The 24643-nt window shown below is 41.2% G+C and carries 26 protein-coding genes, 3 tRNA genes and 1 pseudogene; 9 read left to right on the top strand and 21 right to left on the bottom strand.

Features of this window, described 5'->3' with window-relative positions; all coding sequences use genetic code 4:
* Position 1 precedes the first annotated feature (1 nt).
* The 3 genes from CSH31_RS02510 to CSH31_RS02500 all read left to right on the top strand — a co-directional run bounded on the left by CSH31_RS02510 (position 2) and on the right by CSH31_RS02500 (position 2511).
* On the top strand, positions 2-1027 hold the full coding sequence (locus CSH31_RS02510) for a DHH family phosphoesterase (protein ID WP_127942858.1): 1026 nt from the start codon (positions 2-4) through the stop codon (positions 1025-1027).
* Positions 1028-1039: 12 nt separating this feature from the next.
* Positions 1040-1115, top strand: a tRNA-Trp gene (locus tag CSH31_RS02505).
* Between the two features lie 58 nt (positions 1116-1173).
* Positions 1174-2511, top strand: coding sequence for a cation:proton antiporter (locus CSH31_RS02500; RefSeq protein WP_148669006.1), 1338 nt, complete (start codon positions 1174-1176; stop codon positions 2509-2511).
* Here CSH31_RS02500 and CSH31_RS02495 read toward each other — a convergent pair.
* Both CSH31_RS02495 and CSH31_RS02490 read right to left on the bottom strand, forming a co-directional pair.
* Complete coding sequence (locus tag CSH31_RS02495; protein WP_128008725.1) at positions 2508-3344, bottom strand: DegV family protein; 837 nt, start codon at positions 3342-3344, stop codon at positions 2508-2510. The two genes, CSH31_RS02500 and CSH31_RS02495, sit on opposite strands and share 4 nt — an antisense overlap.
* Positions 3345-3415: 71 nt before the next feature.
* Positions 3416-4264 carry an aldo/keto reductase gene (locus tag CSH31_RS02490; RefSeq protein WP_161565688.1) on the bottom strand — a complete coding sequence of 283 codons (849 nt, stop codon included), beginning with the start codon at positions 4262-4264 and terminating at the stop codon, positions 3416-3418.
* A 201-nt stretch (positions 4265-4465) separates the two neighbouring features.
* On the opposite strand from CSH31_RS02490, the gene CSH31_RS02485 reads away from it, so the two are divergent.
* The 3 genes and pseudogenes from CSH31_RS02485 (at position 4466) to metK (ending at position 7839) form a co-directional block, all read left to right on the top strand.
* Positions 4466-5785: an aldehyde dehydrogenase family protein gene (locus tag CSH31_RS02485; RefSeq protein WP_128008724.1), complete on the top strand. Its 1320-nt coding sequence runs from the start codon at positions 4466-4468 to the stop codon at positions 5783-5785.
* 11 nt (positions 5786-5796) lie between these two features.
* A complete protein-coding gene (locus tag CSH31_RS02480) occupies positions 5797-6591 on the top strand; it encodes an HAD family hydrolase (protein ID WP_161565687.1) in 795 nt (264 codons plus the stop codon).
* 105 nt (positions 6592-6696) lie between these two features.
* Positions 6697-7839 (top strand): annotated as a pseudogene (metK, locus tag CSH31_RS02475) (methionine adenosyltransferase).
* Here metK and CSH31_RS02470 read toward each other — a convergent pair.
* The 3 genes from CSH31_RS02470 to CSH31_RS02465 are packed head-to-tail and all read right to left on the bottom strand — an operon-like array spanning position 7817 to position 9097.
* Positions 7817-8338, bottom strand: coding sequence for an aminoacyl--tRNA ligase-related protein (locus CSH31_RS02470; RefSeq protein WP_236630737.1), 522 nt, complete (start codon positions 8336-8338; stop codon positions 7817-7819). The pseudogene metK and the gene CSH31_RS02470 sit on opposite strands and share 23 nt — an antisense overlap.
* Positions 8335-8877, bottom strand: coding sequence for a hypothetical protein (locus CSH31_RS04635; RefSeq protein ID WP_236630699.1), 543 nt, complete (start codon positions 8875-8877; stop codon positions 8335-8337). The genes CSH31_RS02470 and CSH31_RS04635 overlap by 4 nt, the downstream gene beginning before the upstream one ends.
* Positions 8801-9097, bottom strand: a complete 297-nt coding sequence (locus CSH31_RS02465) for a hypothetical protein (RefSeq protein WP_128008721.1) — start codon at positions 9095-9097, stop codon at positions 8801-8803. The genes CSH31_RS04635 and CSH31_RS02465 overlap by 77 nt, the downstream gene beginning before the upstream one ends.
* 199 nt (positions 9098-9296) lie before the next feature.
* Here CSH31_RS02465 and CSH31_RS02460 point away from each other — a divergent pair, with 199 nt between their 5' ends.
* Together CSH31_RS02460 and CSH31_RS02455 are read left to right on the top strand one after the other, a co-directional pair.
* Positions 9297-9611, top strand: coding sequence for an AAA family ATPase (locus tag CSH31_RS02460; protein WP_128008720.1), 315 nt, complete (start codon positions 9297-9299; stop codon positions 9609-9611).
* Positions 9612-9699: 88 nt separating this feature from the next.
* Positions 9700-10455: a hypothetical protein gene (locus tag CSH31_RS02455; RefSeq protein WP_345775196.1), complete on the top strand. Its 756-nt coding sequence runs from the start codon at positions 9700-9702 to the stop codon at positions 10453-10455.
* Here CSH31_RS02455 and CSH31_RS02450 read toward each other — a convergent pair.
* From CSH31_RS02450 to CSH31_RS02415, 8 genes are all read right to left on the bottom strand, one after another.
* Positions 10445-11161 (bottom strand): glycerophosphodiester phosphodiesterase family protein, encoded by a 717-nt coding sequence (locus tag CSH31_RS02450; RefSeq protein ID WP_161565685.1) that lies wholly within the window; start codon positions 11159-11161, stop codon positions 10445-10447. The two genes, CSH31_RS02455 and CSH31_RS02450, sit on opposite strands and share 11 nt — an antisense overlap.
* Complete coding sequence (locus tag CSH31_RS02445) at positions 11142-11960, bottom strand: alpha/beta hydrolase (protein WP_161565684.1); 819 nt, start codon at positions 11958-11960, stop codon at positions 11142-11144. Before CSH31_RS02445 ends, CSH31_RS02450 begins: the two co-directional genes overlap by 20 nt.
* Entirely contained in the window at positions 11908-12465 is a 558-nt protein-coding gene (locus CSH31_RS02440; protein WP_161565683.1) for a hypothetical protein, read from the bottom strand. Before CSH31_RS02440 ends, CSH31_RS02445 begins: the two co-directional genes overlap by 53 nt.
* Positions 12466-12580: 115 nt before the next feature.
* Complete coding sequence (locus tag CSH31_RS02435) at positions 12581-13498, bottom strand: hypothetical protein (protein ID WP_128008715.1); 918 nt, start codon at positions 13496-13498, stop codon at positions 12581-12583.
* Positions 13499-13595: 97 nt separating this feature from the next.
* Complete coding sequence (locus tag CSH31_RS02430) at positions 13596-14213, bottom strand: deoxynucleoside kinase (RefSeq protein WP_127942847.1); 618 nt, start codon at positions 14211-14213, stop codon at positions 13596-13598.
* The gene (locus CSH31_RS02425) at positions 14204-14839 is read right to left on the bottom strand and encodes a deoxynucleoside kinase (RefSeq protein WP_128008714.1); all 636 of its coding nucleotides are present in this window, start codon (positions 14837-14839) and stop codon (positions 14204-14206) included. The genes CSH31_RS02430 and CSH31_RS02425 overlap by 10 nt, the downstream gene beginning before the upstream one ends.
* Before the next feature lie 34 nt (positions 14840-14873).
* Positions 14874-14950 (bottom strand) — tRNA-Arg (locus CSH31_RS02420).
* Between the two features lie 4 nt (positions 14951-14954).
* Positions 14955-15029: transfer RNA gene (locus CSH31_RS02415), tRNA-Cys, on the bottom strand.
* Between the two features lie 347 nt (positions 15030-15376).
* Between CSH31_RS02415 and CSH31_RS02410 the strand changes: the two genes are divergently transcribed.
* Positions 15377-16522 carry a hypothetical protein gene (locus CSH31_RS02410; RefSeq protein ID WP_128008713.1) on the top strand — a complete coding sequence of 382 codons (1146 nt, stop codon included), beginning with the start codon at positions 15377-15379 and terminating at the stop codon, positions 16520-16522.
* On the opposite strand, the gene CSH31_RS02405 is transcribed toward CSH31_RS02410, so the two are convergent.
* The 8 genes from CSH31_RS02405 to CSH31_RS02370 all read right to left on the bottom strand — a co-directional run bounded on the left by CSH31_RS02405 (position 16509) and on the right by CSH31_RS02370 (position 24502).
* Positions 16509-16883 (bottom strand): HAD hydrolase family protein, encoded by a 375-nt coding sequence (locus CSH31_RS02405; protein WP_161565682.1) that lies wholly within the window; start codon positions 16881-16883, stop codon positions 16509-16511. The genes CSH31_RS02410 and CSH31_RS02405 overlap by 14 nt on opposite strands.
* Positions 16883-17326 carry an HAD hydrolase family protein gene (locus tag CSH31_RS02400; RefSeq protein ID WP_128008711.1) on the bottom strand — a complete coding sequence of 148 codons (444 nt, stop codon included), beginning with the start codon at positions 17324-17326 and terminating at the stop codon, positions 16883-16885. The genes CSH31_RS02405 and CSH31_RS02400 overlap by 1 nt, the downstream gene beginning before the upstream one ends.
* A 2-nt stretch (positions 17327-17328) precedes the next feature.
* Complete coding sequence (locus tag CSH31_RS02395) at positions 17329-18165, bottom strand: MAGa7180 family putative nuclease (RefSeq protein WP_128008710.1); 837 nt, start codon at positions 18163-18165, stop codon at positions 17329-17331.
* Between the two features lie 31 nt (positions 18166-18196).
* Positions 18197-19054, bottom strand: a complete 858-nt coding sequence (locus tag CSH31_RS02390; protein ID WP_128008709.1) for a hypothetical protein — start codon at positions 19052-19054, stop codon at positions 18197-18199.
* A gap of 63 nt (positions 19055-19117) precedes the next feature.
* Positions 19118-20485 carry a hypothetical protein gene (locus CSH31_RS02385; RefSeq protein WP_128008708.1) on the bottom strand — a complete coding sequence of 456 codons (1368 nt, stop codon included), beginning with the start codon at positions 20483-20485 and terminating at the stop codon, positions 19118-19120.
* Positions 20486-20615: 130 nt separating this feature from the next.
* Positions 20616-21497 carry a hypothetical protein gene (locus tag CSH31_RS02380; protein WP_128008707.1) on the bottom strand — a complete coding sequence of 294 codons (882 nt, stop codon included), beginning with the start codon at positions 21495-21497 and terminating at the stop codon, positions 20616-20618.
* Positions 21498-23720, bottom strand: coding sequence for an ABC transporter permease (locus CSH31_RS02375; RefSeq protein ID WP_128008706.1), 2223 nt, complete (start codon positions 23718-23720; stop codon positions 21498-21500). It abuts the gene before it with no gap.
* A 5-nt stretch (positions 23721-23725) separates the two neighbouring features.
* Positions 23726-24502 (bottom strand): hypothetical protein, encoded by a 777-nt coding sequence (locus CSH31_RS02370; RefSeq protein ID WP_128008705.1) that lies wholly within the window; start codon positions 24500-24502, stop codon positions 23726-23728.
* Between the last annotated feature and the right edge of the window lie 141 nt (positions 24503-24643).

The raw sequence follows: 24643 nt of genomic DNA, 5'->3' as shown, positions 1-24643 counted from the left end.
CATGGTATCAAAACAATTTGTTGAGCGAAAAAAAGAAAAGTTAATCAAGCAAGCGATCGCCTTAATTAAGAAATTTGACAAGGTGGCTTTGTTTCACCACGTTTTTCCCGATGGAGACACTTTTGCTTGCTCTTATGGTTTATGTTTAGCGCTCAAAATTCGTTTTCCCGAGAAAGATATCCGCCTAGTGGGAGATTACAAAGCGTTGAGCGAGCTGTTCCCGTTTTTAAAACTAACTAAAGATCGTTTTGTAGAAAACATTGATGAGAGTTGGCTAGCGATAGTTGGTGATGTGGCCGTTAAAAGTCGCGTCGCTCAGTTTGAGCAGTACCAAAAAGCGGGCCAAAAAGTTTGTTTTGACCACCATCAAAACAAGATTGATTTTCCCGTCAACGTTTACATTCATGACCCTAATTACGCAGCATCAGCTTTACAAGCTTTTGAAATAATTGATCGACTAAAAATTAAACTTGACGAACAAAGCAGTTTTTACTTGCTGATCGGTATTTTGACCGACACGGGTAATTTTGCTTACAGTTTAGCTGATCCCAAAGCGCCGCTTTATTATTCAGAATTACTCAAAAATGTCCACGACAAAACGCTTGACTTTTTCTTTAAAAACTTCTACTCCAAATCTAAGGAGTTTCTCCAAGCGCAAGTGGAATTTTTACAAAGTGCTCAATTACAAGGTAAGGTAGTTTACGGAGTAATTGACCAAAAATTTATTGAAAAATACCCGAAACTGCCACCTCAACGTTTTCTGTCAATGATCGCTAACGTAAAAGATTACCCAATTTGAATGCTATTCGTGTGATATCTTGACCCGGAAACCGGTCAAAAGTATTGAAAAATAAATTTCCGCTCCAACAGTATTAATTTAATTTCCCTGGCTAATCAATTTGAAGGAGGAGGTCACGCCCGCGCAGCTGGAGGCAAAGCGTCACTGGAAGAAAGTCCGCAAAAAATAGTTCAAAAAATTAACAAACTGCTTTTGGCGACTAAAAAAGTCGCTCTTGGCAACAAATAAATCGCACCAAGTAGGGGTATAGTTCAATTGGTAGAACAACGGGCTTCAAACCCGTGTGTTGTGGGTTCGAGTCCTGCTACCCCTGCCATTTTTTTAACGGATTATAAAAACCAATGGTTAACACGTTTGAATGATTTAGTAAGTCATTGGCAAATGCGCCGGTTGGAGTATTGCTAATTTGTTTAACGATTGACTTTTTATTGCTGCTCACGAGCGGTTTAATTACCTACCATCTTTTAAAAAAATGACGACTTGAAATTGTGGGCTACTTAGCAATCGGTTTTATTTTAGGCAAGAGCGTGCTAAATTTACTCAGTTATCCGCTAGTTGGGATGAAAGAAATAAGCAGTTTAGCTCAAAATCCACAGTTGGAATTTTTTGCTAAATTAAACTTGAGTTCCTACTTAATTAGTTTTGCTCTAGTTGTAGTGCTGCTAAAAGCAGGTTTAGGCATTAGCGTGCAAGTGCTCAAAAAAACTTGGCGCGACAGTTTTTTGCTCAGTTTTGTCCCCAACCTTTGCGAAGCGCTTGCGGTCATGATGCTTAGTCATTTTTTAATTAAATTACCTTGACTCGAATCGTGCATGTTAGGTTTTATTATTTCGGCCGTATCTCCTGCCGTGGTCGTGCCTTCCATGCTAAGAATTGAAAAAGAAGGTTATGGCACCCGTAATCACGTTAGTCAAATAGTTTTAACCGGGGCTAGTTTAGATGACATTATTAGCATTAGCGTCTTTGGGGCGACGATCGGAGTTTGAACCAAAGTCCACCAGCTTTCTGGTCATGCAACGGGCGGTTTAGCGAGTTTTTTGCCGACTTGACTGAGCGGAGCCGAGGAAGTGATTCGCTTTGGACTAGGCCTACTGATTGGACTCCTAGTCGGCCTTATTTTAGCCAAGTATTTTTTCAAAAATGTCCACCAAAAATTTAGTGTTGCGTTTTGCTTAAGTCTGCTGCTAGCGATGCTTTTTACTCTCAATTTTTGAGCGGGGGTCTTATTAATCGCTGGGACAATTACCGCTGTAGCAACTGGTTTTGCGATTAAAAACTTGAGCCCATCATTTGCAGAGCGCAGCGAGAAACCGCTCGACCGGATTTGGGAAATTGCTAAGATGTTGCTCTTTGTTTTGATTGCAGCTAAAATGGATATTCACCAAGCTGACATGCGACAAATTGCCTGAATTTTACCGATTCTTCTAGTTGGTCTTTTGGTTCGCGGTTTGGGCGTCTGACTTTGTTTAATTAAATCGCCATTGAATGCAAAAGAAAGGCTTTTTTGCGTTTTTGCTTATTTACCTAAAGCCACTGTTCAAGCAGCTCTGGGTGCGGTTCCGCTCTCGTTAGTAACTAACTCGGGCAACTCAATTTTGATCGTTTACGCCACAACCATTCTTTCTTACGCGATTTTTTCAATTTTAGTTACTGCTCCGCTCGGTTTAGTTTTAGTCGAAAAGACTTACCGAAAGTTGCTCGAATTCGGTTAATCTTTGATGTCTTTGCGGTGAGCCAAAACGCCTGCTACGCCAGGTCCAATGTGGTTAGCAATCACAGGAGGAAAAAGTTTCACGTGCGAAATCGTGAGATATTTTTGCGCAATTTGTTTCAGACGATCAATTTCAGGGTGGTTGCCGTGGTAAATCGAAAATTGGAAAGAAGAGCGGTTTTTGTATTCTTTGGTAATGATGCGAGAAATTTTTTCAAACGTTTTGTCAAAAACGCGACTTTTACCAAACTTTTCCAATTTGCCGTGTTCCAAAGCAATAATAGGCACAATTTTTAAGAGTTTAGCCATCGAAGCTAAAGCGGGCGAAACACGTCCTCCGCGCACTAACCAAGTTAAGGTTTTAGGAATAGCTAGTCCGAATTGTTGACTCGTTAGTTGATTGGCAGCCTCTTTAATTTTTTCCCACGAGACGCCCTTTTTAGCTAAGTCCAAAAGAATTTCGCAATCAGTCACGATTGAGTAACCGACTGCTTCCGAAGGCACGACAAAAACCTTATCCATTCCGGCGGTGTTATTAATTAAATTTTGGGTTTGAGCAGATAAATGTTTGGAAAGAGGATAAATCAGAACGTAGTCGTACTTAGCGGCAATTTGTTTGATCGTCTTTTTGACTAAACCAAGCGGGGTAGTGGCAGTCTTTACTTGCATCTCTAAGCGGATCATGCTGTAATACTGCTCAGCGGTTAAATCAACTCCGTCTAAATAATCTTTACCGTCAATTGTGGCGATGATTGGCAAAAAACCCCAACCTCTCGCCTCAGCCTCTTTTTGACTTAAAGCACAAGACGAATCAACGATAATCCCTAATTTCATGGCGAGTTAATTATACTTAACCGCTTAAAATTCAGTACGTTAAGTTGGTAAAATGGACCAGTTAAATTGACTTATTTGAAATGCTTTTCGAAGAGAAAGTCTGGTTTTTTTAACTCAGCGCCAGCCCAAGAGTGGCCTAAATAAATTTGCTCTGCCTTGTCATAATTATCGTGGTCAAGGGAATTTATTTTTTCCATTTGCTCGTCGGTTAAACTAAAGTTAACCACCGCTAAGTTCTCGGCCATCCGTGATTCGGAAGAACTTTTGGGAATTAAAATGATGCCGCTCTGGTAAACTCAGCGCAAAATTACCTGGGGTACGCTCCGTTTAATATCTTGGGCTATGGCAGTTAAAATGGCGTTTTCGCGGGCCGTCAGTCGGCCATCTAGGTAAGACTTTAAATTGGAATAACCCGTGACAGCGATGTCGTGATCTTGACAAAATTTAACCAACTGCTTTTGTTGGACAAGCGGCTGGAACTCAATCTGGTTAACCACTGGTTTGTGGCGAGCAATTTCCAAAATCTCTTCCAGGTGATTAACCATGAAGTTAGAAACGCCGATACTTTTAGTAAGTCCAAGGTCTTTAGCCTTTTCTAAGTACTGGTAAGCTTTGACGTTTTTACCTTTAACTGGCCAGTGTAAAAGCAAAAGATCAACGTGTCTAACTTTAAGACGTTCCAAAGATTGTCGGACTGACTTGAGGAAAATTTCCTCGCTGTTATAGTTGGGTAGTCAAACCTTGGTAGTGATGAAAAGTTTGTGACGATCTAATTTCTCAATCGCTTGCCCAATTTCGTACTCGTTATTGTAAACTTGGGCCGTATCAAAGTGGCGGTAGCCAACTTTGTAAGCCGTCAAAACTCTTTCGCGCGCTACTTGCGGTTCAATGAGCCAAGTTCCGTAGCCAATTTTTGGCATTTTATTTCCGTCACTCAACTGTAGCATTGCCATTTTTTCGCCTCCAGACTTAAACAAATAAGTTTAAAGATAATTTTAAACCTCTTAAAACAAACTTTAACGTCAAAAAGAAAGTTGCATTTGTTGACTCGGCAGTCCACAAAGCTTGTATTAAAATAAGGTTGATGTTAAAAGGCGCGGCTTACATTAACGGGGCATTTGTTGAGTCTGAAAAAAAAACTCACCATTATCGGTGCTTTAAAACAAAAACCGGTCGGCTCAGTTCCCCAATTAAATGCCCAGCAAATTAACGCTGCTTTCAAAGCGGCTCAATCTGCTCAGGGTCCTTGGTCGTTGACTAGGTGACAAACAAGAGCTAGTTTTTTAAAAAAGTTAACGCAAGAACTGAAAAACAATGCCAACAAGCTGGCTAAAATGATGGAACAAGAAATTGCTAAACCGCTTGCTCAAGGTCAGCAAGAAGTTCTAAGATCAATTGAGTACATCAATTTAACAATTGCGACTTACCAAAAAGTAATGCGCAAAAAAATAACTGCGGAGGGAAAAACCGCCACCATTTACCGCGTGCCGCTCGGCGTTGTACTAGCTATTTCCCCTTTTAATTACCCAGTCAATTTATCGCTCAGTAAAATTGTGCCAGCTCTGCTGGCTGGTAACTCGGTTGTTTTCAAGCCGGCCACAAACGGTTCGTTAGTGGGTTACCTCTTAGCGACTTTGTTTGATGCCCTAAAACTGCCGCCGGGAGTTTTTAACTTTTTGACAGGCTCTGGCAGTCAAATCGGAGACCTATTAACTAAGCATCCGGCCGTAAGTATGATCAGTTTCACGGGCGGAATCAAAGTCGGGCAGCGGATAGCCAAATTGCGACCGCTTGTGCCAATTGTGCTTGAACTGGGCGGTAACGACGCGGCTTACGTGCGGAGCGATGCCGACTTAAAAAAAGCGGCGCAATCGATTGCTAAAGGTGCTTTCGGTTATGCCGGGCAGCGCTGCACCGCGATTAAAAGGCTAATTTTACACGCCGATATCAAGGACGCTTTTTTGCCGCTTTTAATTAAAGAAGCACGGCATTTGCCGACCTTGCCCCTAGTCAACACAGCTGCGGCAGACTGGGTTTCAAAAATGCTCCAAGAACCGGTGAACAAAATTTTGCTCGGCGGAAAAAGACGCGGCAACCAGTTTGAAAACACGATTGTGCAAACTAGTCCGAGCAGTTTGAGTTGACAAGAGGAGGCTTTTGGTCCGCTGTTGCCAGTGGTGGTTTGCGACAGCGATGAAAAAGCGCTAAAGTTAATTAACGACACCCACTATGGGCTGCAAAACTCGCTGTACACAAGCGACTACAAGTGAGCCCGATCCGTGGCTAATCAAATTGAATCGGGAAGCGTCAACATTAACGGCGCTTCTTCGCGCGGTCCGGATCAATTTCCTTTCTTGGGCATCAAAGATTCGGGCGTCGGTGTGCAAGGAGTTGAGGATGCACTTTTATCGATGAGTCGCTATTTGAACGTGGTGGAGTAATGAAGCGCGCGTTGCTAATCGACTTAGACGGAACTTTGCTTGATGACCAAAATAAGATTAGTGTGTTTAACCAAAAAATGATTAACCAAGCTCGTCAAGCCGGTTGGCAAGTTTACTTAGTGACAGGCAAGTCTTTCCAACACTCCTACCAGTTTTACAAAAAGCTCGGTCTTGATTCGTGGTTTATTACTTCGGCCGGTCAAGTGATTAGTCGTAAAAATGAAATTGTTTGGCAAAAAACGATTTCTTTCTCGGCACTTAAAAAACTTTTTAACGAGCCGATTTTAAATCAAAACGTTGATGATTTTATGGTCCAAACCGCGCAACAAATTTTGGCAACTAACTCTAATTCACCGGTAATTGGTCCGCTCTTTGGTCAAAAAATACCAGTTAAAAAAATCGCCTGAAACGCTCCCTTTCAAGCGATTGGTTGTTACTTTACCGTGAAAAAACACGCCAAATTAACCGTTTCCAAAATTACCCAAACGTTATCAAGACAATACAAAACTGATTTAGACTTTCACCCTTGGGAGATTTGACCTGAAAAAACAATTATTCACGTGGTCCCCAGCCAAATTAGCAAATATACCGCCTTTATGAAAGTTAAAAAATGGGATCAAATCACTTACACAGTGGTTTTTGGAAACGGACGGAACGACATTCCGCTCTTTAAAAAAGCTGATTTAAGTTATGCCATGCTCGGTTCTACTCCGGAAGTAGTTTCCTACGCGACCAGCGTCAGCAACTATGACAATAACCACAGCGGCGTCGGTAGGGAAATCCAAAAACTTTTAAAATTGTTGTAAGATTTCTTTTGAATTAAAACATCCTGGCTGTTTTAACTTTCGAGTAATTGGCAGACGGATGTTTTTTAAATTTAAGATCAGGAGCAAAACGTGGCAAAGCAAAAAATTTACCAGTGTTTATTTACTTCCGAATCGGTCGGAGCCGGTCACCCTGATAAAATGTGCGACCAAATTGCTGACGCAATTTTAGACGCCTACCTTGCAAAAGACCCTAACTGTCGAACTGCGATTGAGGTCGTTGCTTTTAAACGAACTATTTTCGTTTGCGGAGAAGCAAAAACTAACGCCGTGCTTAACTTCCGCCAAATAGTTGAGCAAGTTATTCAGCCGCTTGGCTACAACCAAGACGATTTCACCATTATCGTCAGCATTAACCGTCAATCAGTCGACATCCAAGCGAGCGTTGATAAAAAAAACGGTGAGATTGGAGCGGGCGACCAAGGCATTAAGTTTGGCTATGCCACGCGCGAAACTCCGGAAATGATGCCTTTATCAATCGTTTTAGCTCACGAGTTGCTCAAGTTAGCCGAAAAACTACGCCGCAAAAAGAAATTTCCCCACGCTAAATCAGACATGAAATCGCAAGTAAGCATTGATTACGGTCAAAAAACCTTTCAGACTGGATACGGTAGTTATCTCAATTCAGCACGAACACGATTGCGATTTAAAAAAGTTCCAAAGTTTTATTAAGAAAAAATTATTGAGCCAGTTGCCAAAAAATACGGGCTCAACACCGACTGCAAAATTTTGATTAATCCAGCCGGAAAATTTACCATCGGCGGGACTTTTGCCGATACCGGTTTAACTGGCCGCAAAATTATCGTGGACACTTACGGTGGTAAAGGACGTCATGGCGGCGGATCGTTTTCTGGCAAGGACTACACTAAAATGGATCGTTCGGGCGCTTACGCGGCCCGTTGAATCGCCAAAAATATTGTCGCGGCTGGTCTGGCTGACGAGGTGGAAACCCAAATTTCCTATGCCATCGGTGTTAACAAACCAATTTCAATCAGTTTAGAAACATTTGGAACCCACAAAGAAGATCCCGAAGTGATTTTAAAAGCTGTTAAAAAAGTTTTTGATCTTTCGCCGTCGGGAATAATTGAAAAACTCAACCTAAGAAAACCGATTTACCAACAATTGGCCACTTACGGTCACTTTGGAAGACTTGATTTAGACTTAAGTTGGGAGAAAACTAACCAAGTCAAACCGCTCAAAGACGCGATTAAGTTTTTGAAGAAAGTTTAATTTCCTTAGCGCCTAGGTAAGCGCTAAGAGCCGCAGGTAATTTGATTTTGCCCTCCGATTGGTGGTTTTCAATTAAGGCTGCCACGGTGCGGTCAAGCGCTAAGCCTGAACCGTTAATTGTTCAGGCGTAGTATTTTTCCCCGTCAGCATTTTTGCCTCGGATTAAACTTCGACGAGCTTGAAAATCACGGCATAGAGAGACCGAGGAAATTTCGCGGTAAGTGTTTTCAGAAGGTAATCAAACTTCAAAGTCAATCGTCTTGCTAGCGGCAAAACCTAAATCGCCCGTGCAAAGCAGCACTTGCCGGTAAGGTAAGTGCAATTTTTCTAAGAGTTGAGCCACTTGGTTAACCACCGACTCAAAAAGCGATGGTCCATCGGCAGGAGAACTAATTGTCACTAACTCTACTTTATGAAACTGGTGACCGCGAATTAGTCCGCGCGTATCGCGCCCGCCAGAACCAGCTTCAGCGCGAAAACACGGCGAATAAGCAGTTAACTTAATTGTCTTGATAAATCTAAAATTTGCTGGCTGTAAAAACCAACCAGCGAAACTTCGCTCGTAGGAATCAGGTACCAGTTGCGACCAGAAATTCGGAAAAGATCATTGGCAAACTTGGGTAATTGACCACTTCCATACATAGTTTTTTCGTTAACAATCAAAGGTAAATTTAACTCGCGAAAGCCGCTTGACGAGTGAAAATCAAGCATTAAATTGCTGCACGCCCTAACTAGTCGAGCACCCCAATCTAAGTAAGTTCAAAAACGAGCGCCAACCATTTGAGCCGAACTAACAAAGTCAAAAAGTTTTTTCTCAGCCCCTAGTTCGTAGTGGGCAACGACTGAACGAGAGAAATCAAACTGCTCGGGAGCTCAACTTTTGATTACTTTGTTGCTTGATTCGTCCAACCCAACTGGCACATCATCCTCGGGTAAATTAGGGACAGTTGCAAGCAAATTGTTAAGAGCGAGTTCAACTTGAGCGACTTTTTCTTTGGCCGTTTCAATCGTCTTTTTGAGCTGACTGACTTTTGGCAATAATTTGGTTTTTTTGACTTTTATCCTCTTGGCTGAGCGACCCAAAACGTTTGCTTAAAACATTCCGATCAGCCTCTTTTTTTTGGAGACTAGTTAACATCTTGGAACGCTCTCGCGATAAATCAACGATTTGAGTCAAAACTTTGGTGTCAAAACCTCGACTAGCTAGTTTATTTTTGACTAAATCAAAGTTTTGAGTAATCATTTTTAAGCAGAGCATAAACTCATTATACCGAGTGATGGTAGCCGAACTGATTTTGACTAACGGGTTAAAAATATCTCTCAAAGCGCGTAGTATGATTGGGATATGGCTAAAAGCAAAATTAATTTGAGCAATTTATTAACTCCCAAATCACTTTTGGAAATGGGGAGTTTAGAAAGTATGCTTGGTTCGCGTTATTTGCTCATTAAGCAAATAGTTAAAAAGAAATTTACGCCTTCGCTGTTATTTTTATGGACCGCCCGGTTCGGGTAAAACCACCTTGGCATTAACTTTGGCGCGCGAGTTAAAACTCACGTTTCACGTTTTCAACTCGGCTCTTGACAAAAAAAATGAATTAGAGAGAATTATCCAAAGTTCGCGCGAAAAGTCAATGTCAATTTTGATTGTTGAAGAAATTCACCGCATTAACCGCGACCGCCAAGACATCATTCTTCAAGCGCTTGACCAAGAAAAATTGCTGCTCTTTGCTACCACGACTGAAAACCCTTTTTTCGTCGTTAATCCGCTTTAAGAAGTCGCGTCCAAATCATTGAAGTTCATCCGCTTTAGCTCGGAACAAATTTTGAATATTTTAAAAACGGTTGCACAAAAAATTTTAGCTGCTCAAAAAAACTAATTTTGCTAGCGAGGCGCTTGAACTGATCGCTAACTCTAGTAACGGCGACTTGCGTTATGCTCTGAAAACCATTGAATTGGCCGCCCGTCTTTTCCCCGAAAAACGTTTGATTGATGCACAAAAAATCGCGGGAATTTTCAATTCCACCCATCTGACCGGAGCGCATTACGGCGACCAACACTACGATCTTTTGTCGGCCTACCAAAAATCTGTTCGGGGCAGCGACGTAAACGCCAGTTTGTACTATTTATCCCGTCTTTTAGCGAACGGCGACCACCAAGCTTTGATGCGGAGAATGTTGGTGACAGCTTACGAAGATGTTGGGCTGGCCAACCCGATTATCGCTGTTAAAGTTAAAACCGCTGTGGACTGTTTTCGCCAAATTGGTTTGCCCGAGGGGATGATTCCGCTTGGCCTAGTGACAATTGAGATGGCTCTGAGCGAAAAATCAAACAGCGGCTACTTAGCGATCAAAAAAACTTACGAGTTCGTAACTAAGGATGGTCAGGCTCATTCGGTGCCAACTCATCTCAGAGATGCAAGTTACAAATCGGCTGGTAAACTGGGGCACGGCAAAGGTTATTTATACCCGCATAATTTCCCTCGTCATTTCATCGCACAAAACTACCTACCCCGAGAATTAGTGAACAAAGAGTTTTTCCAAATTGACCGCTCTAACTTGTACGAAAGTAAGCTTGCTCAAATTTACGAAGACTTTACTAAAAAAACTAAAGTTTAAGTTCGGGGTTGTCGCTAATGTAGCCGTACATTTGCTGCTGATAAATTTGTTTAGATCGGTTAGCTTGGCTTTGGTTTTGGTAGGTTCAACCGATTAAAGGTCGGTTAATTTCTTTAAATGTTTTGATGTAGCGCGGAGAGTTGAGCAATTTAAATGGCACGTGTAAGTAGTCAAAATCACTCCAAGACATTTTGTTTAAATCGCTGAAACGGTTGAAAAGAAAACCTTTCTTAAAACGAGAGGGTAACTTGATAATCTTTTTTTGTAAATCAAAATCAAAACTGGAAACGATGATTTGAGCTTTTAAATGTTTTCAACTTTGAATTTTATTGAAAATAATTTTCTCTTCCTCTAAGGTGTACTGGTCAGGTTTAATTTCCACGTTGATTAACTGGTAATCATCGCCAAACTTTTCCATAAAATCATCAAACAAAAGCGGTGTAAAATCGGGCTTGTTAAGGAAAAAATCGATCTGCTGAATTTGGGCAAAATCCAAACTTTTGACTCGACGCGAATCACGAGCGATGCGATAAAAATCCTCGTCGTGAAAAATCAAAACTTGTTTGTCCCGGGTGAGGCGCACATCAAACTCAACCGCGCGGGTAAATTGCAACGCATTTTGAAAATCAACGGCCGATTTTCTTTGTCTCCGGAGCGAAATCCGCGGTGAGCGATTAAATAGGTCATTAATTTGCTCGGTAACCAATCCACTCGTCCAGAGTTTCGTAATGCTCAGCTAAAGCGTCGTACCACCCTAAAACATGCCGAACATTTTCGTTTGTGTAAACGTGGTGCTTGACGTAAGGCAACCATTTTTTAGTGTGTCGGTAAGCGACCAAAGAATCTCCCTTGGATTGAAGGTGGTAAACGTTTTTCAGGGTCGACAATTTTTCCGAACTAATAAAAGATTTAATTGGTCAACCTTGTAAGTAAAAAACTAATAAGAGAGGCAAATAAGCTAACCAAATAAAAATTCAAATTTGACGGTAGCCGAGTCAAATCACATTTTTAAAAAATGAGAAATAACCAGCATCCACGATAAACTTATCGGCTTGGCGCGCACCAAACTTATCAATGAAACGGTAAAGCGTGGCTCCGCCCATTGATTCGCCGTAAACGATTAGTTTAGAAGGGCGAATATGTTCCTTGACAAAATCTAAAACATCTTTGAGTAAAAGCGCTTCTTTTTTACCCAACGTTGTTTTGCCAAATTGTCGCGAATCGCTCCATCCATAGTTGTCGTAAGCAATCACGCTGTATTGACGCGAATTCCAGTAGTCAACTAATCGTAAAGCGCTGCAGTGGTTACTAACTAGGCCGTTGACAAAAACTACCACTTGGGAACTTTTTCCGTGCCGGTAAAGTTTTAGGTTACCAAAGCGAGTTTTAATTGTTCGAAAAGGGCTTTCAAAACTGGCAAGATTTGGTAGCTTTAAACCGCGCTCAATTAACTTAGTTTTTTCCCAGTTTAAAACCGAGCGATGCGTAACTTTTCGGTAGGCCAAGCATCGGACGCGAATTCATACGTAAAGAGTGATCATAGCTACCCTCTCCTCTGCTTAGTGGTTTGCTTATCAAAAAGGTGTTCGTCAGTTTCGCGGTTAAGTAGTCTTGCTCCCTGAAGAAGATAGCCACAATCACTAGAGAAACGGCTACGGCAATTGACATCACTAACCAAACTAAAAATCCTTCGGCACCAAAAACTACCGTCTTAGATAAAAAAGCGTTAATTTGGACAAAAATTATTCCGCCAATTCCGTAAGTGACCGAGTTAAAAATCACAAAAACCGTCGGTCGAGTGTTAAGCGTTGAAAGTCGCGAAACAAATTCATAACCTAAAAGTATCGTCATGGTTGCTACGCAAGCTTCGGCCACTCCGCCCAAAAGATCAATCAAAAGCGGATCTAGTCCTTTGACTAAGTAAACGATTGTGCCGATCATCAACCAACTTAGCGAAGAAAAAGCCGCGATTAAAATCAGCATTTTTTTGAGTGGAAAACGACCGATCACTTTTAGCATTATAAAAGCGAACAAAACCCGTGGTAAAGTTGAAAAAATCTTTTGGTAACCAATGTGTTGAACGTTCTTGACTGCTTGAGCGGTCTTAGTTAAGTTTTCAACCGTGTTAACTCAAATCGAGTTTGAAAGCTTGAATAGTGCCGATCATCAAGGTAAAAGCGACTAAACCAATCAAAAAAGATTTTTTGAAAACGATGTCTTTCCACACTAACGTTTTGTTAATTAAGTTTGACTTTTCAACTTCTTTAATTTTGCGCTCGCTCAGTTGGTGGCTAACGTGCGATTCGCTGAAAACGTTGTTAGGCATTAAAAAAGCTAAGAAGAGCGCCAAAATAACTAGCGCCATGCCCACAATGTAGTAAGGAGTTCCGCTCGCATAAGATATGTTTTTGGCGTGAAAATTAAAGTGAAAATAAATTTGCGTAATGAAAAGTGAGCCGACCCCGGCTCCTACTTCGTAAAAACCGCGCACAAACGATATTTTAACGTTACTTTTCCGAGCCACAGAAGTTGCCCAAGGGTCAAGAGCCGTGCGGTAGCCGTAACCAAAAGCAAAAATCGGCGTGAAAACAACGATTAAAAGTAAAAGCGACGAAACTAATGGCGCAAGCGTAGCTAAAGCAATCGCAAAAACAATGATTAGCGGCAAGACGATTAAGCGGTAATTTTTTCGTTTGTTAACAGCTAAAATGACGAGCGGGCCTGAAACAAAGGCCGCAAAAAGACCGCCGCCGGAAAAAATTAGTCCTTCCAATTTAAACGCTCAGTTAATCCGGGCGTCATAATACTTGATTAAATTGCTGCCTTGATCAGAACTAATTAAAGTGTCAAGTTGCTCGTAAAAGGTCTTGGTTGAAGTTACTCCGTAATCCTTAAATGCTATCGTTATCTCTTGACCGTCTAAAGACGTGAAACTAATTTTCTCGCTGGCTAAATCTTGAACGAGTCGACCGTTAAACAAAATGACTTTTTGAATAAACCACTCTAAGTCGTAAAGCAAAGCCGAAGTCAATCCGACTATCACCCAGAAAGTTATCAGGATGAAGGTGGCTCGACGTTTTTGTTGACGCAAATCCATAGGGCTTACCCATTATATAGTTAGGAATGGTTTAGTCAAAAATTTAGGTCCACTTTTCCACTAGTTCTAGTGCTTCTTTTCGAACCTCTTCCAAGCTCTTCTGGTTAGTGTTAATTCGGTGGTAATTAATTTTTAACTTCAAAAAAATGTCCTGCATAAATTCGTCGTACTGATCTAAGACCTTCCGGAAAAAACCTTGGTTGCTCTGGAAATGTTTTAACTCTGCCGAGCGACCTCTACTTAAAACTCGCTTTTCAAAAGTGCGGAAATTTAAAGTTAACAAAATGTAAAGTTTTGGAACCCCGAACTTGCGAACTAGCTCCTGAACTTCGGCGCATCACAAATCGTACCAGTAAGCAAAACTAGCCTTGGGCAAAGTGTTGCGAGCGAAAATAGGAGCTTCCAAAATTGAGCGATCTAAAACGTGCATTTTGCGGGAACGAGCGTGGTTTTCATACTTCATTTTGCGCAGCTTTAAAAAGTAAAATTCGATGACCTCGGGATGGACATTTTTTTTGGAATAACTAGCCTCTAGCAAAATTTTAAGAATTGGATCATCTTCGTCAATTTCGCTGACAAAATCAAACGGCAATGATTCAGTCAGTGTGGTTTTGCCCGCTGCGATCGGGCCGCCGATCACGATGAAATTAGCTAGTTTCATTTTATCCCTCGTTTAGTCATCTCTTCCAGCACCAAATCGGATATCTGCTTGACGCTTAATCGATCGGTTTTAATCTCCACGTAACTAATGCCGTAATCGGCAAAACTGCTTAACATGTGGGGGCGGTAATTTTTGTGCAATTTTTTAAAGTACCGGCGGTTAGAGCGGTAGTTGCTCACTTCCACGTAGCGATCGCGAACAAAAAGACGCTTCTTAAAAGTCCGTCAAGAACAAGTCAGCAAAATATAAAGTTTGGGCAATCCAACTTTCATCGCTATGGTGTCCCAACAATTAGTTCACAAAGCTTGGTAATACTGAAGATCAGACGGCGATTTTAACAAAGTTTTGGCAAACAACAAATCTTCTAGAATAGATCGGTCAAAAGCGTGGGTGCTTGTTTGGTTAGCCAGTTCTTGGTATTTTTCAAAACGTTTAAAAAGCATGTCAAACTGAAAAACCTCGGCAGCCAATTTGTCTCCGCGGTAAAGTCCGGCTAACAAAATTTCTTGCAACTCGTCGTTTTTGACTAACTCTGGCACAACTTGAAAAGGTAAGGCCTCAAGCAAAGCAGTTTTGCCAACGGCGATTGGGCCACCGACAACTAAACAATTTGCTATTTTGTGCATTTACTTCCTAAATTTTTGGGCGTCAGAAGACATATGGCGCGCCCAGAAGGACTTGAACCCTCAACCTCTTGGGCCGTAACCAAGCACTCTATCCAATTGAGCTACGGGCGCAGTTTGGAGGCACCAACCGGACTCGAACCGGCATTCAAGGTTTTGCAAACCTCAGCCTTGGCCATTTGGCTATGGTGCCCTGTCAGACCTAAATTATACATGGTCTGTCTATATAATGATACTACCATGGTGCACCAAATTTCGATTGCTGTAATCATTGCTCTTTTTATCGCTTTTGAGGTTTATGTTTTAGGCAAAAAAATTTCATTGACCAACAACTTATTTATTAACAATGAAAGCGCGTTTGGTCTTTGGGAGTTGCAACGTACCTAGGTTGCACCTTCTTAGCTTTTTTGCCCTTCGCTTGAATCACGCCCAACATCGTTTATTTGATCATAATTTTTTGTTGCTAAGGATTTTTTAATTTTCTCGTACATTTTTGTCGGGAAAGTCCGCCTACGTCTAGCTAGCGTTGACTACCAAACGGTGCTTTTTATTTTGTTAGCTGCTTTAACAATTTTGCTTTTTTACAACTTTGTCGTCCAAAGAGAAATCGTCCCGGAATCAGAAAGTAACCGCTTTAATTTTTTTAGTTACCTTTGGCAGTGAACTCAAAACGTTTTAAGCAGCGTTAGCGCTTTGAATCTGGATTTTGTTAAACAATGAATCGTCGGATTTTTGGCTTTAAGTGTGGTAGTTAGCGCAGTCAGTGCACTTGTGATGCGCTTTTCCCGGCAAAGAAATTTCTGAGACTACCTAATTAGTTGGGTTTTAGCCTTTTTAATGGTGATATTTTTCAACTTTAACGGACAAATTGAAAGTTTGCTGGGCGTTTATTTAGTGCCTTTTCTGCTTTTAATAGCACTCAACATAATTCAATTTTCCCGCAAAAGGTACAGTTTTGTCTTCGTAATTGGTTTTTTGGTGGCTTGGATTATTGAACACCGACTTTTTATCACTTTAAGCGCCTTATCCATATCTGTTTCTTTAATTTACATTTTTCTTAAAAAACCGATGCCATCGCTTTTTTTCTCGCAACTGATGATTCCAATTTTAGTGATTGTAGTCAGTTGGTTAAACTTTTGAATCGTTTACCTTCTGCTAGTGGTGTTGGCAGTCGTTTACATTATCATTACCGTTAGCAAAACCACCGATTTAATCGCCAAAATTAACTACTTTCTGCAAAGAAATAACCGGGTTATACCGGTCGTATTTTTGGTCACAATTTTGCTAATTGCCACCCTGGTACTCGCTTTTTCTCAGCGCAGTATTACCGACATAGCCTGGGAAGAGCACCTTGTTTTTGATTACCAAACTTTTGTGGTTAGTCAAGAGGCGGTAGGAATTTTAAAAATTGTCCAAGCCGTTATTTACGCGTTAGCGATCTTAGCGTTAGTGACGGTTTTAATTTTCTGATCGATTTTGCGAACCAAAATTATCCACTGGCGAACTGGAGTAGTGCTAATCAGTTTAATTTTTGCTACCGCCTTTAATCCACTCATTTACCCGACCTTGTCTTTAGTGGGATTAGAAAACAACTTCACGTACTTAAGAAGCGTGACTTTTGTGCCGTTAATTCTGATCGGCTTAATTAAGTTGCGAAACTGAATGTACAAAACTATCGAAGTTTAACCGCTTTTAAGTTTTTGCCAGCTAAGACTTTGGCAACACCGCCATTACGGAAGTCCGGACCTAGGATGGAAGCCATTTTTTTAAGCGCTGGATCGGCGTTTTTAAGCGCGATTAAATGACCTACGTGCCCTACGACAGTCGAATCGTTGAGCGAATCACCAACGTGGGCGGTTTGCTCAATTTTTTTGATGCGAAGCAATTTTTCCCAAACGTAACGGTTGGCCAAACCTTTGGTTGCCTTTTGATCGGTGACTTCAATTGTTCATCCGCGGGTTGAATTAACCACCGAAGCCGAAGGTACAAGCATTCTCAACTGCTCGGTTAAACGTTTGATTTTGCCCCTTCGTTTTCCTCAAACCATTATTTTGTAGTAATTTTTGGGACTAACCGCGTAACTGCGGGTCACGCGGTAACCAAGTTTGCGCACGAAAAAGCGACTAATAAGACCCGAACGCCGTAAGCGATCATCTGGTCATCGCATTTAAAGGAAAGTTTGTTGCGGCGAATAAAACCGAGAACGGTTGATATTTGACGCGAATTCATGGTGCGAGCAAAAACTATCGCTCCGCTTCGGTTAACAATTAAAGCCCCGTTGGCGCAAACAGCGAATTTAACGTTTAACTGGTCAATAAACTTAGTCGCCTTGGGTCCTTGCCGACCGGTTGAAATAATGGCCTGAACTCCCGCCGGTAACTTACTAATTGCTAGCGCGTTAGCTTGTGATATTTGGTCGTTTTTCTCATCAACTAGCGTTCCATCTAAATCCAGAAAAAAAACCTTGATGTTCGCGACTAAATTTTTCATGCTTAAGAATTGCTCTCTTGAGTTGGCAAAATCAGTTTACCGCTTTCAATTCAATTCTTTTTTAAGTCAAGCCACTCGTCTAAATTACGGCACCTCAGTCAAGCGACTAAGTCGGCATCAATGTCCAAATTATAAGTTGGTGACTTGCCTGAGACCGTAACTTGCCGATACCAATTCTCCGCCTTTTCTAAGTCATCTTTGACTTGGGGAAGGTTGACTTTAAAATTCCAATTCTTAACTTTACGATCTTTAATGTCATACTTGGCCGGATCTTCGTAATCATTTTCCTTTAGGAAAGTGGCTACAATCGTAAAACGATCGGCGCCGATTAAGTGGGCGTAAATTTGAGCTTGGCGAATGTAATGACTAGGCGGTTTATTCATAAGTCAAAAATCCCAATTTTTTTCGGCGGTAGTTTTGACTTCAATGATCATGTTAGTTTCCTTGACGTAAGCATCGGGCAGTCCGCCCACGACCGGGTGACGGTCGGCAAAGTAGTCGTAGTTATACTTAACAGCGTCAAAAGTTTCGATCGGGTGAGCAATTTTTTCCCGCAAGAAATCAATCACGATCGGCTCAATTTTTTGACCAGCGTTTAAGTATTTACGATCTAAGGGCGGATGGTCAATCCAAAATATGCGGCAAAAAGCCGCAAAGGGCGAACCAAAGCGACTTAGGTTTAAAACATTGCCAATTAAAGAGCCGCCAATTTTTTTAAAACCGAACTTGCCCCACAACTTCTTCTGGCGGAGTTTGTCCAAAAAAGTTGGCAAAATTTCAACTCGTTTGTTAACTTCATCGAGCTGATACTCTTGTCCGTTGTAAAAATGGCGTTTGATGTTATGGTCCTAACTCTATTAAAGTGCTAACTTAGGCAACAAACTTAATAATGCTAAGCACTAACTGGGCCTCCCAGTTATTCATTTCGTTTTGGTTAGTTGGTTTGGGCAAAGAAAACTCTATTTTGTCACCTTGATCGTACAAATCACCCGGCGAAACACTAATAGCTTCTGGTTCTGCGCTCATATCCTGGGGCGCTTTAACTAAAGCGTACTTTTTACCAGTCATCCAATTTTTTCAAACATTTGATTGGGAAACTGCGTAAGACAAAACATGGTACTCCTGCAACATGTCGTTATAGTAAGTAAATCCATTGCCAGGGATGGCCGCAAAGGAAACTAACTTAGTCGCTAAAAGCGTTCCAATCGCATGATTTGTAATCGCCGTTAAGTTGTTGGCGGGTTTGTTTATCGTATCAGCAACGATGTCATTAACTTCTTTTGTCGTTTTAACTGCTTGGTAACCTAAAGCAAGTTCTTGCTTAACTTTGGCAAGAGCGCCAGAAATTTTGCTCAAGTCAAATTCTTGCTGCTGACCCGAACTTTTTAAAACTAATTTTGGTTTGCTAAAGTCAATTTTATTAATGTAACCTTTGAGAACCTCAAAATCTGCCTCGCTCACATACTTTTGATCGTCTTTGCCGTCAGTTACCGGCGTCATCATTTGATCGCCTCTTTTGGGCATGAAAATTTTGAAACTTTGGTCCATTTGACCAAAGACGGCTTGGGCAGAACTAGCAGAATCTAAATCAATTACCACCGCGTTTTGCTCGATTGGATCTTTTCCGTTTTCAACTTTTTTCCCTCCGCATGCTAAAAGCGAAAAAGCGGGGAGGGAAGTCACAATTAAGGTCGGTCAAAACAGTCTAAAAGAGCGGTTTTTTTTCATAAATAGGTCCTTTGTTTGGGTGTATACCAAAAATTATACACCTAGTTCCAAAGGGCTAGCAACCTAATCGGCTTCTGAGTAAATGTTGACGATGTTAAACATTAGTTGTGCTTCAAAATTATTAAGACCTGTTAAGTCTTTGGGAACGGCCAAGGAATTCTCAAACATCAATTCTAAAGTTGTTTGGTCTTGACCATAAGCGCCGTCGCCGACTACCTCATAAAGACTGAGTCCTTTGAATTGGTCAACCTTAGACGTGTAACTTTTATCTTGGTCAGAAGGCAATGGATCAACTTCCAGTAATTTAAAATTCTGGTCTAGTGTCAGCATCTGTTTGTAAGCAATTTTTGGCAATCTTTCTTCTTTGTAAGGGTCAGTAGTCTTAACTCAAACATTAAATTTATGCTTTCGCTCTTCTTGATTTTTATCAACTTTTGACAACTCTGAAGCGTACCATTTAACTTGAACTTGGAAATCAGCTTTTAAGCCGGTTTTTCCAAATCGCTCAACTTCTGGTTTTAAAAATTCGTTGATAGCTTGGTGAATTTTGTCTGCCCACTGCTCTGGTTTCTCGCCTGGCGATAGCGCTTGCTTAGTTAAAAAGGCGTTTAAATCGTCAAGATTGGTTTTTAGTTTTTTTCCAATCGCTTCGTGAAAATCAGCAAACTGATTAGAAAATGTGTTTTTGGATAGAATTAATTGGTATTTTTTTCCGGCGGATCATTTTTTTCAAACGGTTGAATCGGTAACTTGTTTGGAAAATGCGTGCAAGGAATCTAGAATTCGGAAAAAATGGTGTCTAGTTTCGCCTGGTAAAGTGGTGAAACCACTAAAATTAATAGCAAAACTTATTCCAAGTGCTTGAGCAGCAATCGCTATCATGTTAGGAGCAGGTATGCGCTCGTCGCCATTCCAAAAAGTTTTCACAATGTCTTGTAGGCCAGTTTTTAAATCGGTGACAAGGTGGTAATTTTCGCTTTTCAAGTCTTTCTTAAACGCTAAAACAGACGCACGGAATTCGCTCATATCAAAATTTTGCTCTCAAGTTTGGTCTCCGTCGGTGTAGGAAATTTTTAAATCCACGGCTTGAGTCTTGATGTTGTGGGCCCATTTAATAAATTTTTCGTAAGAATCTCGGGCAATACCCTTCTGTTTCTCAAGGTTTTTGACAAGTGTGGCCGGAGTTGGCTTAGCCAGTAGTTTAGTTGCTAACTCAGGCATAAAAATTTGGTAAACAGAGTTAAAACTCTTAAAAAAATCTTCTATACCGTTAAGCCTATTCAAATTAATTTCGGTTGCTTGCTGGTGGATGATTTCCCAGTCATCGCGTTTATCTTTTTCGTCAAGTTTGTTCGCACAAGCGACTGCCGATAAAACCGGCAAACTCGTGAGAAGAGTTGGCGCGAGAGAGTAGATGAAAATTTTTCGCATTAAAGCTCCTTTGTCAGCAATTAAACTGCTTTTGATAATTGTGAACAGAAATTATTATACACTTTTTTTCATTTTTGTGTCATGATAAAAATAGAGTACTAAATGGTCGGTTTTAAATCGCTTAATCACCTTAATCAGCTAGGCCCGAAAGTAGGTAATAAAGGAACTTACCTTTTCAAAGTGACTGAAGACTAACCCCGGCATCTAAGTAGTAAGATCCGTTTTCTTCCACGGTTAAATCAACATTTTGCTTAGTTAATCAATTTTTAAAAACTGATTGAAAAAACATCGTTTCAATTCAAATGTCTATTTTTCCAATCATTTGAGCAAAATTCTCAAAACTGTTGGCTGGCAAATTAACTAACTTAGAAAGTTGAAGCGCAAAACCAGGTTTATAGGCCAACAGCGAGGACACTAAATTAATGGTTGTCAGTGATTGACCCGCTTGAGCAACTTGAATAAAATCTTTGGGAGTGCCGTTGTCACTCAAACCATTTTTTTCAACATCATACTTTTTGTCTTGGGGACCCGAATAATTGGCAAAACCACTAATTATTTGCTCAATTTCTGATCCAATTGTTAACTCAAAAAGGCGGGTAGTTGTGTTTTCAAAACGTAATTTCACATTCGTAACTTCGCTCAGAGCGTAAAAATAACCGCCTTGATCGCTGACATTAGCGTAGTAGCCTCAATCGGCAGTTGCTCAAGCGGCATCAAACGCTCTGGTAGTGCGCAAAGCGCTAATCGTACCGAGAATATCAATCAGTTCATAATGGTTGTTAACTAGCGCTAAATCAATCGTGTCATTCTTGGGGTCGTAAGCTTGGGAAAGTTGTGTTCACGGTCGAACTTGGTATTGACTTGGCAAAGCAACATCGTGTTTAAATTCATACGTAGTTTCGTTATCACCGTCTAAAGGTTTTCATTTAGACCAAGTGGTTGAACATCCAACGCTAAGAATTGGCAACAAAGCGGAGAATATCAAAGGTCAAAAAAGCGATAGTTTTTTCATTTACACTCCGATTGCCTCACGGGCTTGTTGCTGTTTCATCGTCATGATGCTGACGACCGTCGAGAAAACAAATATCACGCCAATCGCAGCAAAAGCGATTAAGACGGCTCACCAGGAAATGCTAAAAGGAATTAAAATCGAGCCAAAATTAATTACGAAAATCTTGAGAGAGGTCAAAATTCCAAACGCAACTGGAACGCCAACCACAATTGAGGCAAAAACTGGCAAAGCGTAAATTAGCGCGAACATTCGCATTATTTCGCCTCGTTTATAACCGAGCGTTCAAAGCGCGGCAATTCTTTGGCGGTTGGCGCTAATTAAGAGCCCAGAAACAATCGCAGCAAACAAGATGGACAAAGTAACCGAAATCATTTGAATGATTCAAATGATGTCCGATGAAAGACGAGAAATGTTGCGGAATGAAGTGTTGCTAATGTCTTGCCAAACCACGTCCTTATTAATGGCAACGTAGGGAGTGCGTGAGTAAAGAGTGTAAAAATCGCTGAGCGTTTTGGCTAAGTCGGTTGGATACCTTAAGTCTGAGTTAGTTAACATGCGTTCTACGACATTGGCTCACTGACCGTGGATTGTGTCCGTCGCCAAGTAAAAATAAGACGGAGAGTACAAACTTAACGTACTTAGGACAATTGGGTCAGATTCGTTAGTTAAAACGCCGTTAAAGTTTTTAGATTGCTCATCCCAACCGATTAACTTGTTGGCATATGATTTAAGCGTCAAAAAGCGGTTATCATCGTAAGTTTCAATTACATCAACAACTTCAAAAGTAGTCGATGGGGTGGCAAAATTTTCTGAGTTACGGTTAACGTGGTTGCTAATGGGAGCGTTAAAACGACTGCCTGGACCTAAACCAAGTTTTTCTGATATGAAGCGGTTAATGATGACTGGGCTAGCGTCATTTTTTGGGTAGTTAGTTAGTTTTTGTCAGTTTGAAGGCGAAAGCTTAAAAAAGTGACTCTCGCGTTCAAGCCCGATCATCGTGTAGGGGATTTCTTGGCCGCGACTTTCGTAATTGAAAGATACATAAGTGTAAGGCTCGTCCCAACTTTCAACCAACAAATTGTTGTAAGTAATCACGTAAGGCCGGAAAGACGATGAGGTGTCAAACATTCTTCTTAAAGCGTTGAAAACAAAATCAACAAAATCGGGGTCAATGTTTTCTTGATCAATCATTTTGTTTTCACTCAAAACTTTTCAATCGTTAGCCGCGGTCGGCCACCAAGGCTTACTGCGATAACGTTGGTTAATTCCGACTTGAGTTGCTCGTTGGTAAAAATCGCTTTCGTTAGCTTCGGCCCGGTTACGTTGGTTATCAGGCATTAGTTTGCGAGCGATGTCCCAGGAGTTGACACTACTAATCGTGACATCCAGAAGCGGCTTAAATTGGAGTTTGTTCTCTAAAAATCGGCGCACTCGGCGCATTTGCTCAACATCATCCAAGTTAATCAAATCCACGTTAGCGCCGTTATCCACGTCACGCACGCTCGGAATGTGTCACTCTGGTGAATTGGGATCGCTTGGATAAAGACGCGCCGTGGACTGGGCCGGATCATACTTAGCTAAAATAGCATCCGCGTAAGGGATAGCCCGGTAATTGCCGCCCTCAATCGTTGGGCTGTAAAAATTAACTTGAAAACTGTAGTTGTTAGTGCTGACAGTTTGATCATAGGCGTACTGAGCTTTGCCTAGCGAAGAAAGTCCGATGATGATTGTAGCCACCGAAATTATTCCCGCCAAAGTTGAAAGCATCAGTCGACCAAAATTAGATAATGTCAAAGACATAATGTACTTAACTTTGACGTTCACCCATCTAAAAGGTTTTAAAAAAACTCTCGCAATTGAAAATTTGTGTTTGTCGCGCTGAGCAATCATGTCAACCATGTTCCCGTGTAGGTCAACGTAGCATAAAATCCAAACCATTAAAAAAATCGTGACGACCGGCACGATGACAGTCACGATGAGCGAGACTAAGTTAAACATCGTGCCGTAAGTCGGAATTGTTCAGTAGTTGGCAAATATATTGATAAAGGGAAACTGAAGAATGTAGCCGACCACGTAACCTAAAATTGAAGGCAAAGTCACGAGCAAAAAGGTAACGCAACTGAGCGCGAAAGCTATTTTGCCTTTCCGGTATCCCAAAGCTAAAAGAGTGGCGTATTTTTTCCTTTGCAAAGTTAGCAGGGATTTAAAAACTAGTAAAAACAAAGTCGCTACAAAATAACCAAAAAGGTGGTCGTCACAATCGTCAGCGTTGAAATGGTTTTTTTAAGTTGCTCTAAGAAAATGACTCTTTCTTGGGTTAAAACAATCGGATCGTTAGATTGGTTGTACTTAGTAACAATGGCGACATTTTTGGGTCAACCCATGGTCGGGATATCGCCCGAGTAAGAAATGCCAAGAGAAGGTAAAATCGCGCTGCCCCAACGCGCAATCAAATCAACTTGGTCGTCAATTTTGCTACGTTCTTCGGGCAATGTCTGATCGGCATACTTAATTGAAAAATAATTTTCCTCGGGATTAGAACGGAAGCTGTCAACGGCGCGTTGGTAACCCCGCAAGTTGGTATAAACAATCGCTTCGCGCTCGGGCGTTGGAATCGGACGCGAATGGTCAATAATTGGAAAGGCAAAGTCGGGAGTCACTCCAATGCCGGTAATAAAGTAGGGCATTTGATCAACCCAAACTATGTTGTTGCGGTAACGGTTTTTTAAGTAATCGTTTTCGTGAAGTTGCTCCAAATCGTACTCGCTGTAAAGGTTGAGCACTTCGCTAGGGTGGAGAGAGTACTTGCCATTTAAATTAGCGTAAGATGGCGAGACAATCGCTTGGTAAGCTGAAGGGTCAGTGAGGGTAACGGTCGAACCGATTGAGCTTTGAGCTACTCAGCGGTAACCTTTTAAACTGTTGACGCTGTAGGGCGTTTTGCTGCCAAATTTGTTTTGAGCACGAAAGTCTATTTCGTTTTTAAATTGCTCGTCGGTCAACATTTTAGTGAAATTTTTTGTTCCGTCATAAATGATGAGTTTGTTGACATTGACATCCTGCTCGGAACGTGCACTAACTTAAAAGCTTTGTCCTCGGCAAAAATGGCAATTGACGCGGTGTGGCGCATTTCAAGTTTACCTTCG

This window comes from Mycoplasma sp. ATU-Cv-508, assembly GCF_004011945.1.
GTDB lineage: Bacteria > Bacillota_I > Bacilli_A > Mycoplasmatales > Metamycoplasmataceae > RYZV01.
Note: the sequence above shows the minus strand (reverse complement) of the source record. Positions and strands in the feature narration are given on the sequence as shown.